At 70.3% G+C, this 16,135-nt stretch carries 14 protein-coding genes; 9 read left to right on the plus strand and 5 right to left on the minus strand.

The features are described from left to right. Nucleotides 1-65: 65 nt before the first annotated feature. Both BT98_RS0109245 and BT98_RS0109250 read right to left on the minus strand, forming a co-directional pair. Nucleotides 66-2,492, minus strand: a complete 2,427-nt coding sequence (locus BT98_RS0109245) for a membrane-bound PQQ-dependent dehydrogenase, glucose/quinate/shikimate family (protein ID WP_019459381.1) — start codon at nucleotides 2,490-2,492, stop codon at nucleotides 66-68. A gap of 228 nt (nucleotides 2,493-2,720) precedes the next feature. Then, nucleotides 2,721-2,951 carry a helix-turn-helix transcriptional regulator gene (locus BT98_RS0109250; protein ID WP_019459382.1) on the minus strand — a complete coding sequence of 77 codons (231 nt, stop codon included), beginning with the start codon at nucleotides 2,949-2,951 and terminating at the stop codon, nucleotides 2,721-2,723. Between the two features lie 118 nt (nucleotides 2,952-3,069). On the opposite strand from BT98_RS0109250, the gene ybaL reads away from it, so the two are divergent. After that, nucleotides 3,070-4,911, plus strand: coding sequence for a YbaL family putative K(+) efflux transporter (gene ybaL, locus BT98_RS0109255; RefSeq protein WP_019459383.1), 1,842 nt, complete (start codon nucleotides 3,070-3,072; stop codon nucleotides 4,909-4,911). Nucleotides 4,912-4,924: 13 nt separating this feature from the next. Here the strand turns inward: ybaL and BT98_RS0109260 are convergent, their stop codons facing one another. Both BT98_RS0109260 and BT98_RS27195 read right to left on the minus strand, forming a co-directional pair. Next, complete coding sequence (locus tag BT98_RS0109260; protein ID WP_019459384.1) at nucleotides 4,925-5,683, minus strand: DUF4396 domain-containing protein; 759 nt, start codon at nucleotides 5,681-5,683, stop codon at nucleotides 4,925-4,927. A 183-nt stretch (nucleotides 5,684-5,866) separates the two neighbouring features. Beyond that, the gene (locus BT98_RS27195; RefSeq protein WP_019459385.1) at nucleotides 5,867-6,013 is read right to left on the minus strand and encodes a hypothetical protein; all 147 of its coding nucleotides are present in this window, start codon (nucleotides 6,011-6,013) and stop codon (nucleotides 5,867-5,869) included. 167 nt (nucleotides 6,014-6,180) lie between these two features. Here BT98_RS27195 and BT98_RS23850 point away from each other — a divergent pair, with 167 nt between their 5' ends. The 7 genes from BT98_RS23850 to BT98_RS0109300 all read left to right on the plus strand — a co-directional run bounded on the left by BT98_RS23850 (nucleotide 6,181) and on the right by BT98_RS0109300 (nucleotide 13,821). Then, entirely contained in the window at nucleotides 6,181-7,743 is a 1,563-nt protein-coding gene (locus BT98_RS23850; RefSeq protein WP_455710565.1) for a circularly permuted type 2 ATP-grasp protein, read from the plus strand. Continuing rightward, nucleotides 7,743-8,672 carry an alpha-E domain-containing protein gene (locus tag BT98_RS0109275; protein WP_019459387.1) on the plus strand — a complete coding sequence of 310 codons (930 nt, stop codon included), beginning with the start codon at nucleotides 7,743-7,745 and terminating at the stop codon, nucleotides 8,670-8,672. The genes BT98_RS23850 and BT98_RS0109275 overlap by 1 nt, the downstream gene beginning before the upstream one ends. Nucleotides 8,673-8,691: 19 nt before the next feature. Further along, on the plus strand, nucleotides 8,692-9,453 hold the full coding sequence (locus BT98_RS0109280; RefSeq protein ID WP_019459388.1) for a peptidase: 762 nt from the start codon (nucleotides 8,692-8,694) through the stop codon (nucleotides 9,451-9,453). Between the two features lie 143 nt (nucleotides 9,454-9,596). Further along, the gene (locus BT98_RS0109285; RefSeq protein WP_115359161.1) at nucleotides 9,597-10,307 is read left to right on the plus strand and encodes a transglycosylase SLT domain-containing protein; all 711 of its coding nucleotides are present in this window, start codon (nucleotides 9,597-9,599) and stop codon (nucleotides 10,305-10,307) included. Nucleotides 10,308-10,412: 105 nt separating this feature from the next. Then, nucleotides 10,413-10,913 (plus strand): hypothetical protein, encoded by a 501-nt coding sequence (locus tag BT98_RS0109290; protein WP_019459390.1) that lies wholly within the window; start codon nucleotides 10,413-10,415, stop codon nucleotides 10,911-10,913. 161 nt (nucleotides 10,914-11,074) lie between these two features. Then, complete coding sequence (locus BT98_RS23855; protein ID WP_019459391.1) at nucleotides 11,075-12,208, plus strand: ligase-associated DNA damage response exonuclease; 1,134 nt, start codon at nucleotides 11,075-11,077, stop codon at nucleotides 12,206-12,208. Then, nucleotides 12,205-13,821, plus strand: coding sequence for a cisplatin damage response ATP-dependent DNA ligase (locus BT98_RS0109300; protein WP_019459392.1), 1,617 nt, complete (start codon nucleotides 12,205-12,207; stop codon nucleotides 13,819-13,821). Before BT98_RS23855 ends, BT98_RS0109300 begins: the two co-directional genes overlap by 4 nt. 79 nt (nucleotides 13,822-13,900) lie before the next feature. Here the strand turns inward: BT98_RS0109300 and BT98_RS23860 are convergent, their stop codons facing one another. Continuing rightward, entirely contained in the window at nucleotides 13,901-14,467 is a 567-nt protein-coding gene (locus BT98_RS23860; RefSeq protein ID WP_019459393.1) for a hypothetical protein, read from the minus strand. Between the two features lie 328 nt (nucleotides 14,468-14,795). Between BT98_RS23860 and BT98_RS0109310 the strand changes: the two genes are divergently transcribed. After that, on the plus strand, nucleotides 14,796-16,007 hold the full coding sequence (locus BT98_RS0109310; protein ID WP_019459394.1) for an NADP-dependent isocitrate dehydrogenase: 1,212 nt from the start codon (nucleotides 14,796-14,798) through the stop codon (nucleotides 16,005-16,007). Nucleotides 16,008-16,135 lie beyond the last annotated feature (128 nt).

Here is a 16,135-nt window from a genome sequence, read left to right on the forward strand (position 1 = left end):
GGCGGTTCCGGGCTCTCCCGCCGCTCCCCGCCCCGACGCCATCCCCATGGCCGGGGACCGCGCCCCTATCGCGGCAAAGCGAAGGCCATCACCTCGTCGCCGTTGCGCGAGCGCAGGCCGCCATGCCCACCCGCTGCGATCACCACATACTGCCGCCCGTCCTGGCCGGTATAGGTGAGCGGCGTGGCATTGCCGCCGGCGGGCAGATGGGTCTCCCAGAGGGTGCGCCCGGCGCGGCCATCCAGGGCGCGGAAGGCCTGGTCCGTGGTCGCGCCGATGAAGACCAGCCCGCTGCGCGTCGCCACGCTGCCGCCCATGCTGAAGATTCCGAAGGGCAGGCCGACGGGCGCGCGCAGCCCGGCCGGGCCCATGTCCCGCGTCGTGCCGATCGGACGCTGCCAGACCACCTTGCGGGTCAGCAGGTCGATCGCCTGCATCTGCCCCCAGGGCGGCCGGACGCAGGGGATGCCGGCCGGGTTCAGCCAGGGCTCCACCACGATGGACCAGGGCGTGCCGTGCTGCGGGTTGTTGGCGAAGGGCGGCTGCGGATAGGGCTGCCCCCAGCCCGCCCAGGGCTTCACCAAGCCCTGCCGCACCGCCTCCTCATAGGGCAGCATCCGCAGCTTGAAGGGCATGAAGGTGGTGTTGATGTAGAGCAGCTTGCGCCCGGGATCGATGGTCGCGCCGTACCAGTCGGCCACGCCGTCGAAGGCAGGCCAGCCGATCGTCGGCCGCTGGCCCGGCGGGGTGAAGAGGCCGTCGTCGCGCATCCGGTGGAACTCGATGCGGCAGAGCAGCTGGTCGATCGGCGTGGCGCCCCAGATATCCGCCTCCCGCAGCTTCGGCGGGTTCAGCTGCGGCATGCCCACCGAGAAGGGCTGCGTCGGCGCGTAGCGCTCGCCCGGGATGGTGCCGCCCGGCACGGGCTGTTCCCGCACCTCCGCGAGCGGCTTGCCGTCCCGCCGGTCCAGCAGGAAGAGGTGCCCCTGCTTGGTGGTCTGCACCAAGGCAGGGATGGTCGCCCCGTCCGGTCCCGGCAGGTCCACCAGCGAGGGCCCGATCGGCAGGTCGAAATCCCACAGGTCGTGATGGACCGTCTGGAAGTGCCAGCGCTCCTCGCCCGTGCTCATGTCGAGCGCGACGAGGGAACTCGAATAGCGTTCGTCGAAGGGCCGCCGCTCCGCCCCGTAATAGTCGGGCGTGGCATTGCCCAGCGGTACATAGACGAGGTTCAGCGCCGGATCGGCGGTATAGACGCCCCAGCCGTTCGGTGTGCCGCGGGTATAGACCTCCCCCGGCGCCAGCGGCTTCGTCGCCGGCTCGCGCCCCATGTCCCAGGCCCAGGAAAGCTGCCCCGTCACCGCATCGAAGGCGCGGATCACGCCCGAGGGTTCGCCGACGCTCTGGTTGTCGTAGACCCAGCCGCTCAGCATGATCCGCCCGTTCATCACCAGCGGCGGGGACGAGATGAAATGGAAGCCCGGCGGCACCGGACCCATATCCTGCCGCAGGTCCACGAAGCCGCCCTCCCCGAAGCCCTGGCAGGGCTGGCCGGTCTCGGCATCGAGCGCGAAGAGGCGCGGCAGGTCGGAGGCGGTGGAGACGATCCGGTGCGGGCAGGCCGTGCCCGGCGGCGCATCGAAATAGGAGACGCCACGGCAGGCCTGGTACACGTTGTGGCTCATGTCGCCACCCGGCGTGAAGCGCCAGCGCAGTGCGCCGGTGGTCGCATCCAACGCGATCACCTCGCGATGCGGCGTGCAGAGATAGAGGCTGTTCCCGACCTTGATCGGTGTCGCCTCGAAGGAGAACTCGTGCCCGTTGCTGTTCTCCCCCTGCCGCGGCATGTCGCCGGTGGAGAAGGACCAGGCCTGCTTCAGCCCCGCGACATTCTCCGGCGTGATCTGCGTCAGCGGCGAGAAGCGGTCGCCGGCCGGGGTGCGGCCATAGAAGCGCCAGTCGTCACTGGCGGCCGCCGCTTCCGTTCCGGCGCCGGCCTGCTGCCAGCCTGTCGGATCACCGAAGGTCAGGTGGCGCTCCGCCGTGATGCGGTAGCCCGCCGCGAAGACCAGCCCGATCAGCATGGCGCAGGCGGCCATGCCACCCCAGGCATGGCGGCGGGCGGCGCGGGGCTCCATCCCGGCGGCCCGGTGCAGGCGCCCCGCGACCCAGGGACTGCAGATCCATAGCCCCAGCACGGCGGGCGCGACGAGGCGTGGGATCAGCGCCCAGCCGTCGAACCCAACCTCCCACAAGGCCCAAAGGGTGGTCCCCACGAGCAGCAGCACATAGAGCCAGAGACCGGCGACGCGGGCGGTGGCGATCAGCATGCCGCTCAACAGCATCGCCAGCCCGGCCACGAGGTAATAGGGGGAGCCACCCAGCACGAGCAGCCATCCGCCCAGGCCGCCGATCCCCAAGCCCAGCAGGCCGAGGACAATGCCGGTGACGGTCAGCAGGGCCGTGCCACGCCGGGGCGTATCGGACCTCATCGGCCGATCCCCGCATCGGCTTCCCGGGTAGGGCGCCACGATCCGGGCTGGAACGATGGGGTGGGAGGCTGGGGCATGGGAAGGTCCTGGACTGGAGCCGGCATGCGCATGCCGGCCGACCGGAGGCGGTAGCGGCGTAAGCACAAGCCCCGCCCGTGGTTTCCGGATGGACCAAATGTATGGTGGCCGGCCCCGGGGCCGGGCGAAACCACTCCGCGGCTCCTCCCTTCAGCGGAGCCGCACGCCCTCGCCGCCCGCCGCGTCGCGTTCCAGGATGACGATCCCCGCTTCCTCCAACGCCCGGCGGATGGCCGTGCCGGTGGAACGCTGGAGTTCGTGCTGCCCGCCCTCGAAGCCGCGCACGGTGCTGCGGCTGACCTCCGCCCTTTCGGCGAGGTCATCCTGCGTCCAGTCTAGCAGGGCGCGCGCGGCACGGCATTGCCCGGAGGTCAGTGTCATCCCAACTTGTAGATGGGATGCGGATTTGCCGCGTCAATATCACCCAAAAAGGTTGAAACGGCTTACAATCACTCCATCTTGTGACCATCCGCGCCATTCAACCGGAAGGGGGAGAGCCGTGCCGCACCACACGCCGCTCATCGCGACGATCAGTGTCGGCCTCGTGCTGGCCTTCGCCTTCGGCCTCCTCGCCCACCGGCTGAAGATCTCTCCGCTGGTGGGCTACCTGATGGCCGGCGTCGCCGTCGGCCCCTTCACCCCCGGCTTCGTCGCCGATGCCGAGCTGGCCGCGGAACTCGCCGAGATTGGCGTCATCCTCCTGATGTTCGCGGTGGGGCTGCATTTCTCGCTGAAGGACCTGATGTCGGTCCGCAACATCGCCGTGCCCGGCGCCGTGGTGCAGATCGCCGTCGCCACGCTGATGGGCATGGCCTTGGCCTGGGCCCTGGGCTGGAGCCTCCAGGCCGGCATGGTCTTCGGCCTCGCCCTGTCCGTCGCCAGCACCGTGGTGCTCACCCGTGCCCTGGGCGAAAGGCGCCTGCTGGAGACCGAGCGCGGGCGGATCGCGGTCGGCTGGCTGGTGGTGGAGGATCTGGTGATGGTGGTGGCGCTGGTGCTGCTGCCGGTGGTCGGCCAGATCTCCGCCGGCGGCAGCGTCTCGGCCGGCGAGGTGGCCACGATCCTCGGCATCACCCTGGCGAAGGTCTCGGCCTTCGTCGCGGTGATGCTGCTGGTGGGCCGCCGCGTCATTCCGATGATCATGCACTACGTCGCCCATACCGGCTCGCGCGAGCTGTTCCGGCTCGCCGTCTATGCGCTGGCGCTCGGCGTGGCGGCGGGCGCGGCCTCGCTCTTCGAGGTTTCCTTCGCCCTGGGTGCCTTCTTCGCCGGCATGGTGATGGCGGAAAGCCAGCTTTCCCAGCGCGCGACCGAGGAGGCGCTGCCCTTGCGCGACGCCTTCGCGGTGCTGTTCTTCGTCTCGGTCGGCATGCTGTTCGACCCGAAGGTGCTGGTGGAGGCGCCCTGGGCGGTGCTCGGCACCATCGCCATCATCGTGCTGGGCAAGTCCGCCGCCGCCTGGATGATCGTGCGCGCCTTCGGCCATCCCAACGGCACCGCCGTCACCATCTCCGCCAGCCTGGCGCAGATCGGCGAGTTCTCCTTCATCCTGGCCGGCCTGGGCGTCAGCATGAAGCTGCTGCCGGAGGAAGGGCGCGACCTGGTCCTGGCCGGCGCCATCCTCTCGATCTTCCTGAACCCCTTCATCTTCGCCCTGGCCGAGCGCCGCCCTGCCCGCCGCTATCCGAAGGAGGAGGTGGCCGTTGCCGCCCCGGCCGACGCCTCGGCGATGGAGCGGGTGCAGGAGGAGATCCCCGGCCCCGGCGAGCAGACGGCGACCACCCTGGCCGACCACGACGTGCTGATCGGCTATGGCCGCGTCGGCCGGATCGTCGGCGACGGGCTGCTGGAGGCGGGCCGGCCGGTCCTGGTCTTCGACGACCGGGAGGATTCGCTGGAGCGCGCCCGCGCCGCCGGGGCGGAGGTGATCGAGGGCAATGCCGCCGACCCGCAGGTCCTGGCCCTGGGCAACATCGCCGGTGCCCGCCGCCTCTTCGTCACCGTGCCGGAGGCCTTCGAGGCCGGCCAGGTGGTGGAACAGGCCCGCGCGCTGAACCCGCGGCTGGAGATCGTGGCCCGGGCGCATTCCGACGCCACGGTGGAGCACCTGTCCCGGCTCGGCGCGAACCTCGCCGTGATGGGCGAGCGCGAGATCGCGCGGCGCATGCTGGAGGCGGCCCTGCCGGAGGATTCCGAGCTCGCCGCCGCCGAGCAGGCGGCCGGGCTGCTCCCCGTCCCGCGCCAAGCCGTGGCCCAGACACTGGACGAGGCCCTGAACCGGGCGCCGGACCGGGATGCCGGGCCGGCCCCGGACCGCGCCGCGAACCAGACGGCCGGGTGACACGACGCGGGGTTCACATCCGCTCCTTGATGCCGCGCCGGATCAGCCACCAGTTCACCGGATAGGTTGTGGCGAAGCCCACCACCATGGCGCCCTGCATCATCAGCCAATAGGCCCAGGCGGAAGGCTCCAGCCCCGGCAGGGCCTGGGCCGCCAGCGCCATGACCGCGAACATGCCGGCCTGATAGGCCAGCAGGGACAGCGTATCGATCTTCACCGCCGCCACCAGCCCGTCCCGGAGCCCCAGCCCGCGCATCGGCGCGACGGCGAGGTACTGGAACAGGATGCCGAAGAGATAGGCCAGCACGAAGGAAAGCCCGAGTCGGCCGAACAGCAAGGAGCCGAACAGCGTCACCCCGACGGCGGCGGCCAGCCCTTCCGCCAGGATGTCGCCCAGCGCGCAGCCCGCCCCGCAATGCGTGGCGCCCTTGAACACCGCCTGCCACATCGGGCTTCGAGAGGCCCCGTGAGAGCCGTGCCGCATGGCGTGGTGGTCCATCGGGCGGTGTTCCGCCCGTGACCCACCCGGGGAATGATGCGCGGCGGCCTCCCCGCCCCGGGCCTCTCCCTGCGGCCGCGCCCGCCCGAACCAGCCGTAGAAGACCAGCCCCAAGGGACCCCAGTAGAGCATGGTGAGCGGCCAGACCGCCTCCATCACCCCCATGGGCTGGCGCCGACCGAGGAGCAGGATGTCCAAGAGAACCGCCAGCGCGGCCAGCACCGACAGGCCGATATGGAGTGCGGCGAGGGTATTCAGCCAGTCCGGGACCACGATGCCTCCTTGGCGTGCCGGAATCTGGCCGTTAGCTCCCACCCCCCAGGGGAAGGTTTCAGGAAGGCTTCAGGAAGGTTCCGGGGAGGGTCGCGCGGGGTGGAGCCGCACGGGTGGCCCGGCTGCCCACGAAATGACCGATCTGGCCATGCCGGCGGCGTATGGGCGGCGGGAAGGGCGTGTTCAGTAGCCCTGGATCATCAGCGCCAGTTCCGCCAGACCCCAGGATGCCAGCAGGCCGAGCAGCCCGGCCATGACGGCCTCCTGGAACACCAGCGGCAAGGGGCGGCGGCGGGTCGCCGAGACACAGGGGGGAAGAGGCTGGGCCATGCCCCGATCATGCACGAACAAAACGTGAACACAATGGAAAAATGCCGGAAGGGCACCTGGCCTCCAGCCCGGTTCCCGGCTCCGGAAGCGGCGCCGGGCCGATGATGATGCGAAATATCGTGCTGCCGGCCAGGAACACGCACCGTCCCACTTTTCCGGCACGTGCCTTGCTGTACGCTCATACCATGGTCGCCAAAGCCTTCGACGAAATGAACGCTGACGGGGAGATCAGGCCGCCCTATGCGGGCCTGGCTCGCTACCTCGACAAGCACGGGCCCGGAGCCCTGGACGCCAAGAGACGGGAAGCCGAGGTGCTGTTCCGCCGCATCGGCGTCACCTTCGCCGTCTATTCGGACGGCGGCGACCCCGAGCGGCTGATCCCCTTTGACGTCCTGCCGCGCATCCTCGCCCGCGCCGAGTGGGACCGGCTTGCAGCCGGGCTGGAACAGCGGGTCAAGGCGCTGAACGCCTTCCTGCAGGACATCTACAACGGGCAGCGCATTCTGGAGGAAGGCGTGATCCCCTCCGCGCTGGTGCTGGAGAACGAGGGCTACCGGAAGGAGATGACGGGCTTCACCCCGCCTGCCGGGGTCTGGACGGTGATCTCCGGCATCGACCTCGTGCGCACCGGCCCGGACGCCTTCTTCGTACTGGAGGACAACTGCCGCATCCCCTCCGGCGTCTCCTACATGCTGGAGAACCGGGAGGCGATGATGCGCCTCCTGCCGCAGCTCTGCGCCGCGCACCGCATCGCGCCGGTGAGCCACTACCCCGAGGAGCTGCTGGAAACGCTCAAGGCCATCGCCCCGGAGGATGCCGGCGACAGCCCGACCGTGGTGGTTCTCACCCCCGGCCCCTACAACAGCGCCTATTACGAGCACTCCTTCCTGGCCGACGAGATGGGCGTGGAACTGGTCGAGGGCCACGACCTCTTCGTCAAGGACGACACGGTCTTCATGCGCACCACCGCCGGGCCGCAGCGGGTGGACGTGATCTACCGCCGCGTGGACGACGAGTGGATCGACCCCGAGGTCTTCCGCCCCGACAGCGCGCTGGGCGTGCCCGGGCTGATGCGCGCCTACCGCGCCGGCACGGTGGCGCTGGCCAACGCCCCCGGAGCCGGGGTGGCCGACGACAAGGCCGTCTATCCCTATGTGCCGGAGATGATCCGCTTCTACCTGAACGAGGAGCCGATCCTGCAGAACGTGCAGACCTTCATGTGCTCCCGCGACGATGACCGCGCCCATGTGCTGACCAACCTCGACAAGCTGGTGGTCAAGCTCGCCCGCGGCTCCGGTGGCTACGGCATGCTGGTCGGCCCGCATGCGACCGAGGCGGAGCGCGAGGAGTTCGCCGCGCGCATCCGCGCCCGGCCGGAGGACTACATCGCCCAGCCGACGCTCGCGCTGTCCACCGTGCCGACGGTGACGGAGGATGGCCAGCTCGCTCCCCGCCATGTCGATCTCCGCCCCTTCGTCCTGATGGGCAAGGAGGTCCGCATGGTGCCCGGCGGCCTGACCCGCGTGGCGCTGCGCGAAGGCTCGCTCGTGGTCAATTCCTCCCAGGGCGGTGGCACCAAGGACACCTGGGTGGTCGAGGACCGGATGGTGCAGCAGATGGGGCCGCGCGGCATGACCCAGTCGATGGGAGGCATGACGCAGTCCATGGCGCCGATGCCACCGCTCTTCCCGCCGCCCGCGCCTCCGGGCGCGACGGAGGATCAGGCCTGATGCTCGCCCGCACCGCCGACAGCCTCTTCTGGCTGGCCCGCTACAACGAGCGCGCCGGCAACCTCGCCCGGGCGCTCGCCTCCAGCCTGCGCATGGCCTCGCTCACCACCATGGACGGGGAGGACGGCGAATGGCGGCACCTCCTCGTCGCCTCCGGCACCGACACCAGCTTTCGCGGCCGCTACGAGGAATGCTCCGGCCGCGCGGCGGTGGAGTGGCTCACCCTCGACACCGGCAACCCCTCCTCCATCGCCTCCTGCCTGGAGGCCGCCCGCCGCAACGCCCGCACCGTCCGCACGGCGCTGACCGTGGACATGTGGGAAGCGGTGAACGACACCTGGATCGCGCTGCACCGCCTGGGCTCGGACGCCGTGCAGGACGACCAGCTCCCCGGATTCCTGGACTGGGTGAAGTCCCGCACCCTGGCCTTCAACGGCGCCGCGGCGGACACCATGCTGCGCGACGACGCCTGGCGCTTCACCCATCTCGGCACCATGCTGGAACGCGCCGACAACACCGCGCGCCTGCTGGACACCCGCCACATCCTCTTCGGCCCACAGCATCCGGAACACCACCTGCAATGCCAGGCGGTGCTGCGCTCGCTCTCCGCGCTGCGCGCCTACCAGTACATGTACCGCTCGCGGATCGAGCCTTCCCGCGTCGCCGAGCTCCTGCTGCTGCGGCGGGAGATGCCGCGCTCGCTGCGCTTCTGCTACATGCGGCTCGACCGCACGCTGGCGGATATCGAGGCGGAGGAGACGCTGATCTGCGGCGATTGCCGCACCATCTCCTCGGGCCTTCTCGCCCGCGTCAGCGGCAGGCCGGTCGCGGACATCCTGACGCCCGGACTGCACGGCTTCCTGACCGCCGCGATCAACGAGCACACCCGTCTCGGCGCCGAGATCAGCCGCTGCTTCCTCAACGGCTGATCAGGAAGGACGCGGGAGCATGACCTATTGCGTCGGGCTTTTCCTCCGCCAGGGGCTGGTCATGCTCTCGGACACCCGCACCAATGCGGGCGTCGATAACATCGCCACCTTCTGCAAGAACTACGCGGTCAGCGTGCCGGGGGAGCGCATGCTCTGCCTGCTTTCCTCCGGCAACCTCGCCATCACCCAGGCGGTCTGGAACCGGCTGCAGGAAGGCGTCTTCCTGGAGGGCCAGCGCCAGACCCTGCTCACCGTCTCCTCCATGTTCCAGGCGGTGCAACTGGTCGGCGCCGCCGTCCGCGCCATCTACGCGACGGACGGGCCCAGCCTCTCGGCGCACCGGGTGGGCTTCTCCGTCTCCCTGATGCTGGGCGGGCAGATCGCGGGCGGGCCGATGCGGCTCTACCTCGTCTATGCCGCCGGCAACTTCGTCGAGGCCACGCCCGACACGCCCTTCCTGCAGATCGGCGAGACCAAGTACGGCAAACCCATGCTGGACCGGGTGCTGACGCACGAGACCGGGCTGGTGGACGGCATCAAGCTGACCCTGATCAGCATGGACGACACGCTGCGCTCCAACCTCACCGTCGGCCTGCCGCTGGACCTGTTGGTCTATGCGGAAGGCAGCCTGCGGATCGGGCTGCAACGCCGGATCAACGAAGACGACCCCTATTTCCGTGCCCTGCGCGAGAACTGGTCAAGCCGCCTGCGGGACACCTATGCCAGCCTGCCGGTGCCGGACTGGCTTCCAACCGGCGAGCCGCCGCCCATCCCGAGCTGAGGCGCCACGAGGCTCCCCGGGCGCGCGGCAGCTTTTCTTCTTTGTTTCGCAACCACCGGCTGCTAGGGCGAAAGGTGATGACGCCCGCGAGCAGCCAGCCGACGCCTCCGCGCCGGCGACGAGACGCGGCGTTCCCGAGCGGTATGCCGCGGAGCGCCCATCACGCCAGGATCGAGGGACGATCCCTGGCCCACCGAGGCAGCGGCCTGAAGGCCCGCGGTGCCCTGGCGCTTGCCAGCGGATTGCTGCTGGCCGCGCCGGCCGCCCTGGCCAGGCCGGCGGAAAGCAAGCCGCCCCGGTCGGAACGCCCGGTGCGGGAAACCGGAGGCAGCCCGCGCGCCGCCTGCCTGTCGGCGGCACGGGAGGCGGAGGCCCGGAACGGCCTTCCTCAGGGCCTGCTGGTGGCAGTGGCGCTGGCGGAGTCCGGGCTGCACGCCTATGCGCTGAATATCGGCGGCCGCTCCTATTTTCCCGATACCTCCGAGGCCGCCCGGCGCCTCGTGGCCGGCGCCCGCCCCGGCCAGCCCATCATGGCCGGCTGCGTGCAGGTGAATGCCCGGGTCCATGCCGCGCGCTCCGACTGGCCGCTCGACCCGGCCCGCGCCACCGACTGGGCGGCCCGGCATTTACGCGCCAAGTACGACAGCACCGGCGACTGGGGTGATGCGATCCGGGCCTGGAACGGCGGCAGCCCCCGTACCCGGGACGAGCTGGTCTGCCGCGTCCAGGCGAAGCTGCAGGTGGCGAACCCGGCCTCCCGCCTGCTGGAGCGGGAGCAGTGCGGCACGCGTTTCGCCCGGGACCGCCGCAGCGGTGCGGCGCTGCTGGAGGTAGCCGAGGCGGGGGATCGCTGAACCCACGGCCGCCTTGCGGGAAGATTACGAAAACCACCAAGGATTTTCTCGCATAAAGTGTTAATCATGCCCTTTCAGACAACCTGGAATGGGCAAGATACCCGAATGCATGATTCCAGTTGGATCCTGTCGCTCTTCGGCGCCTTTGTGCTCGGCTGGCTGGCGCTGCTGGGTTTGCGTATCCGACGCCCTGTCACGCTGAAAGCCGATGGCCAGGGCAGCATGGTTTCCGGTGGCCGCCTGCGCACGACCGCGACGCCCTTCGACGATTCCGAGCCCCAGGGCACGCTTCTGGCCGACCATCTCGAACTGCCCGTCGTGCTGCACTATGCGCGCCCCTCCGGGGCCGTGGATGTGGTGGAAGCGCGGATCGGGCGGCTCTTCGGCCATCACGATGGCAAGGGCCTCCGGATCGGCAGCCTGCAGACCCTGCCCGACCAGCCGAAGGGCTTCCGCCGCAACCTGCAGTTCTACCGGCTGCGAGGGCTGGAGGACCCGGCCACCGGGGTGGTGATGGTCGGCGATGCCGACAAGGCACACTGGCTGGCGCAGAAGGCAGGGCTGCTGAAGCCTGCCCGGGAGGCGGCTGCGGTCCGGCCGGGATAGGGCCGCCTTCGCGCATCGCCGCCTCGTTCCGGCATCCCCACCGGGCGCGACCGCGCCCCGGCCCTCCCTTCCTCCTGGCATCGCCCGGCCCGCTGTGGCGTTGTCCCCTCTCTGCCAGGACGGGCCGCCGCGTGAATTCCCCACCCCACCCCGAAAGCTGGATGCGCGTTACCCCGCTGGGCCTCTATTGCGAGCCCGGCGATTTCCATATCGACCCGTCACGCCCCGTCCCCCGCGCGGTGGTCAGCCACGGCCATGCCGACCATGCGCGCCCCGGCCATGGTGCCGTGCTTGCCACACCGGAAACCTTGGCGATCATGGAATCCCGCTTCGGCGAGGGGAATGCGGGACGCGAGCAGCAGGCGCTGGGCTATGGCGAAGCCCTGACCCATCGCGGCGTGCGCGTCACCCTGGTCCCGGCCGGTCATGTGCTGGGCTCGGCGCAGATCGTGCTGGAATGGCAGGGCAGCCGCATCGTCGTCTCCGGCGACTACAAGCGCCGCCACGACCCGACCTGCGCGGGCTTCGAGCCGGTGACCTGCGACGTCTTCGTCACCGAGGCCACCTTCGCGCTGCCGGTCTTTCGCCATCCCGACGCCTCGCACGAGGTCGCCCGGCTGCTGAAGAGCCTCGCCCTCTTTCCGGAGCGCGCGCATGTCGTCGGTGCCTATGCGCTGGGCAAGACGCAGCGGATCATCGCCCTGCTGCGCCAGGCGGGCTACGACCGGCCCATCCACCTGCATGGCGCGCTGTGGAACCTCTGCGCCCTTTACGAGCGCCTTGGCATCCCGCTCGGCCCGCTGGAGCCGGTGCCCAAGGGGCTCAAGCGTGGCCATCCGCCGATCCTGGCCGGCGAGATCGTTCTGGCCCCTCCCTCGGCCGAGGCCACGCCCTGGTCGCGCCGCATGGCCGATCCGGTGACCTGCGCCGCCTCGGGCTGGATGACGGTGCGCCAGCGCGCCCGGCTGCGCGGCGTGGAACTGCCGCTGATCATCAGCGACCACGCCGACTGGGATGAATTGCTGGCCACCTGCGCCGAGGTCCAGGCTCCCGAGGTCTGGGTCACCCATGGGCGCGACGACGCGCTGATCCATGCCCTGTCGCTGCGCGGCGTGCGGGGTCGCGCCCTGCACCTGATCGGCCGCGAGGAGGATGACGACGCCCTGGAGGCTGCCCCGCCGGAGGAAGGCGCGCCGTTGGAAGGCGCCCCGGAAACGGTCCCGCCGGAGACAGCTCCACTGCCCGCGGGTGGCGGCTTCGGCACGGATGCCTCGCCTAGGGATGTGGCCCGATGAGCCTGCCCGCCTTCGCCGAGCTGCTGGAGCGCCTGGTCTTCACCCCGGGCCGTCTCGCCAAGCTCGCCCTGATCCGCCGCTGGTTCGACGAGCAGCCCGATCCCGAGCGCGGCGTCGGCCTCGCCGCCCTGACCGGGGAACTGGTCTTCAGCGCCGCCAAGCCCTCGGTGATCCGCGCCCTGGTGGCGGAGCGCACCGATCCCGTGCTCCTCGCCCTGTCGCAGGACTATGTCGGCGACTTCGCGGAGACGGTGGCGCTGATCTGGCCCGAAAGGCCCGGCACCAACGCGCCGCCGCCGATGCTGAGCGAGGTGGTGGAGGGGCTGGAGCTCGCCACCCGCGCCGAGGTTCCGGCGCTGATCGAGACCTGGCTCGACAGCCTCGACAGCAACGGGCGCTTCGCCCTGATCAAGCTCGTCACCGGCGCCCTGCGGGTCGGCGTCAGCGCCCGCCTCGCCCGCGTGGCGCTGGCCGAGTGGGCCGGCCGGGGCGTGGAGGAGATCGAGGAGGTCTGGCACGGCGTCGCCCCGCCCTACATCCCGATCTTCCGCTGGCTGGAAGGGCGCGAGCCGAGGCCGGATCCTCGGGATGCCCCGGTCTTCCGCCCGCTGATGCTGGCCCATCCCCTGGAGGAGGCCGATCTCGGCGCCATCGAGGCCGCGCCGGAGGACTGGCGCGCCGAGTGGAAATGGGACGGCATCCGCGTGCAGCTCGCCGCCAGCCCAGGCGGCGTCCGGCTCTGGTCCCGCACCGGCGAGGATGTCTCGGGCGCCTTTCCGGAACTGCTGGAGGGCCTGCCTTTCCACGCCACGCTGGATGGCGAGCTGCTGGTGGTGCGCGACGGCGTCGTCGCCCCCTTCGCCGACCTGCAGCAGCGGCTGAACCGCAAGGTGATCACGCCGAAGATGCAGCGCGACTTCCCGGTCGCCGTGCGCCTCTACGACCTGCTCGTGGATGGCGCGGAGGACCTGCGCCCCCTGCCCTTCGCCACGCGGCGCGGCCGGCTGGAGGAATGGTTCACCCGGCACCGGCCGCCAGGGATGGACCTGTCGCCGCTGGTCGCCTTCTCCTCCCTGCGCCACCTGGCCGAGCTGCGCGAGGGCGCCCGCGCCGCCTCGATCGAGGGGCTGATGCTCAAGCGCGCCGACAGCCCCTATGTCGCCGGCCGCGTGAAGGGGCTGTGGTGGAAGTGGAAGCGCGCGCCGCTCACCGTGGATGCCGTGCTGATGTATGCCCAGCGCGGGCACGGCAAGCGGTCGAGCTACTATTCGGACTACACCTTCGGCCTCTGGCGCGCCGCGGAGGACGGGACGGAGGAGCTGGTGCCCGTCGGCAAGGCCTATTCCGGCTACACGGACCAGGAACTGGTCTGGCTCGACCGCTGGATCCGCGAACACACCACCGGACGCTTCGGCCCGGTACGGGAGGTGGAGAAGGCGCTCGTGCTGGAGGTCATCTTCGACGCTGCGCAGCTTTCGGGCCGCCACCGTTCCGGCGTCGCCATGCGCTTCCCCCGCATCGCCCGCATCCGGCGCGACAAGCCGGCCATGGAGGCGGACCGGCTGGAAACGCTGCTGGCCATGGTGGAGAACCGGACCGAGACGGTGGACTGATCCTCGCCGTGCGCTGGCGAAGCCGGGGCGTACCAGGGCGCCAGCAGGGGCTCCGGCACGCGGCCCAGGCGGATGCGGCTCAGCGCAACCCGCTCTTCTTCTCCACCACCAGCGGCACGCGCGTGCCGGTGGGCGGGTTCAGCGCCGCCGTCCCCTCGATATCATCGTCGCGGCGTTCTTCCCGCCCCGTCGGCGCGCCCAGGTCGGCAGGATCCGGCGTCCCGGCGGTGGCAGCGGCCAGGGCGGCCATTTCCGCCGGCGAAAGGCCGCCCGTTTCGCCCTGCGGCACGTAGTCCTGCCAGCCTGCGCCTCGCCACTCGCGGCGGCGGTCCTCCAGGTCCGCCGCGCCATGGTCACGCAACACCGCCATGGCATGGTCGGCCTCCGCATCCTCCAGCTCGGCGGTGAGCACGATGCCGCCACGGCGGATTCCCTCCGAATAGGCGTGGCGCTCCTCGTCCGGCATGAAGAGATGGCGCAGCGAGGCCCAGAAGCCTTCCTCCTCCGCCGCATCCGCCGCATCCGCCCCGTCGGCGGCGTGCACGGCGATGCGGCGGCGGTCCAGCCCATCCTGCTGCACCAGATGCTCGATGACCAGTTCGACATCCTCACGCCGGTCGAACAATCCCGACACGATACGGGCCATGCTGGTGTCTCCCCTGGGGCATTTCCCGGCGGTCCGGGCGTTCCGGCCGGAGGCGCGGGCGATGTTCCCCGCGCGGCCCCGTGCCACATGCCGGGGGAAACGGCCGGCCCGCGCCGTCAGTTGCGGCCCATGATCACGGCATGGCGGCCGGATGGCGGGAGCGCCTGCCATATCCGCGAACGGCGCCTGCCATATCCCATGGGGGCCTTGCCCCGGGGCGGGGCCGATGCGAATGTCCGCGCCACCCTCCCGCCCTCCCGGCAGGCCGCGGCCCCGCGCCGTGCCCCGCCCCAGGGCGGCCCGAACCCGCTGCCGGAGAGGATCCGCAATGGCCAAGATCAAGGTGAAGAACCCCGTCGTCGAGCTCGACGGGGATGAGATGACCCGCATCATCTGGGGGTTCATCAAGGACCGCCTGATCCTCCCCTATCTCGACATCGACCTGAAGTACTACGACCTCGGCATCGAGTACCGCGATCAGACCGACGATCAGGTGACGGTGGACGCCGCCAACGCCATCAAGCAGTACGGCGTCGGCGTGAAGTGCGCGACCATCACCCCGGACGAGGCGCGGGTGAAGGAGTTCGGCCTGAAGAAGATGTGGAAGTCCCCGAACGGGACCATCCGCAACATCCTCGACGGCACCATCTTCCGCGAGCCGATCATCTGCCAGAACGTGCCCCGCCTGGTGCCGCACTGGAGCAAGCCGATCGTGGTCGGCCGCCATGCCTATGGCGACATCTACCGCGCCGTCGAGATGAAGGTGCCCGGCCCCGGCAAGGTCACCATGACCTACACGCCCGAGGGCGGCCAGCCGCAGGAGATCGGCGACTTCCCGTTCAAGGGAACGGGCGTCGCGATGATGCAGCACAACCTCGGCTCCTCGATCGAGGGCTTCGCCCGCGCCTCCTTCAACTACGGCCTGGCGCGCAACTTCCCGGTCTATCTCTCGACCAAGAACACGATCCTGAAGGCCTATGACGGCACCTTCAAGGACACGTTCCAGACGATCTTCGAGAACGAGTTCAAGGCCGAGTTCGACAAGCGCGGCCTGACCTACGAGCACCGGCTGATCGACGACATGGTGGCCGCCGCGCTGAAGTGGGAAGGCGGCTATGTCTGGGCCTGCAAGAACTACGACGGCGACGTGGAGTCCGACATCGTGGCGCAGGGCTTCGGCTCGCTCGGCCTGATGACCTCGGTGCTGCTGGCGCCGGACGGCAACACCGTGGAATCCGAGGCCGCGCACGGCACGGTGACGCGCCATTTCCGCGAGCACCAGAAGGGCCGCGACACCTCCACCAACCCGATCGCCTCGATCTTCGCCTGGACGCGCGGCCTCGCCTATCGCGGCCGCTTCGACGGCACGCAGGACCTGGTGGACTTCGCCAACGCGCTGGAGCAGGTCTGCATCGAGACGGTGGAATCAGGCCACATGACCAAGGACCTCGCCATCCTGATCGGCAAGGACCAGCCCTGGCTGAACACCCAGGCCTTCCTCGCCAAGCTGGACGAGAACCTGAAGAAGAAGATGGGCTGATCCGGCCCCTCCTCGCCGGAACAGAAAGGGCGGGCGCCTCCGGGTGCCCGCCCTTTTCCGTTTCCGGGGCGGCTGCCGGGCGGGATGAAGCCTTCTTCCATCGCGTGACCGGGGCGCCCGCGCGGAAG

It is taken from the genome of Roseomonas mucosa ATCC BAA-692 (genome assembly GCF_000622225.1).
Lineage (GTDB): Bacteria > Pseudomonadota > Alphaproteobacteria > Acetobacterales > Acetobacteraceae > Roseomonas > Roseomonas mucosa.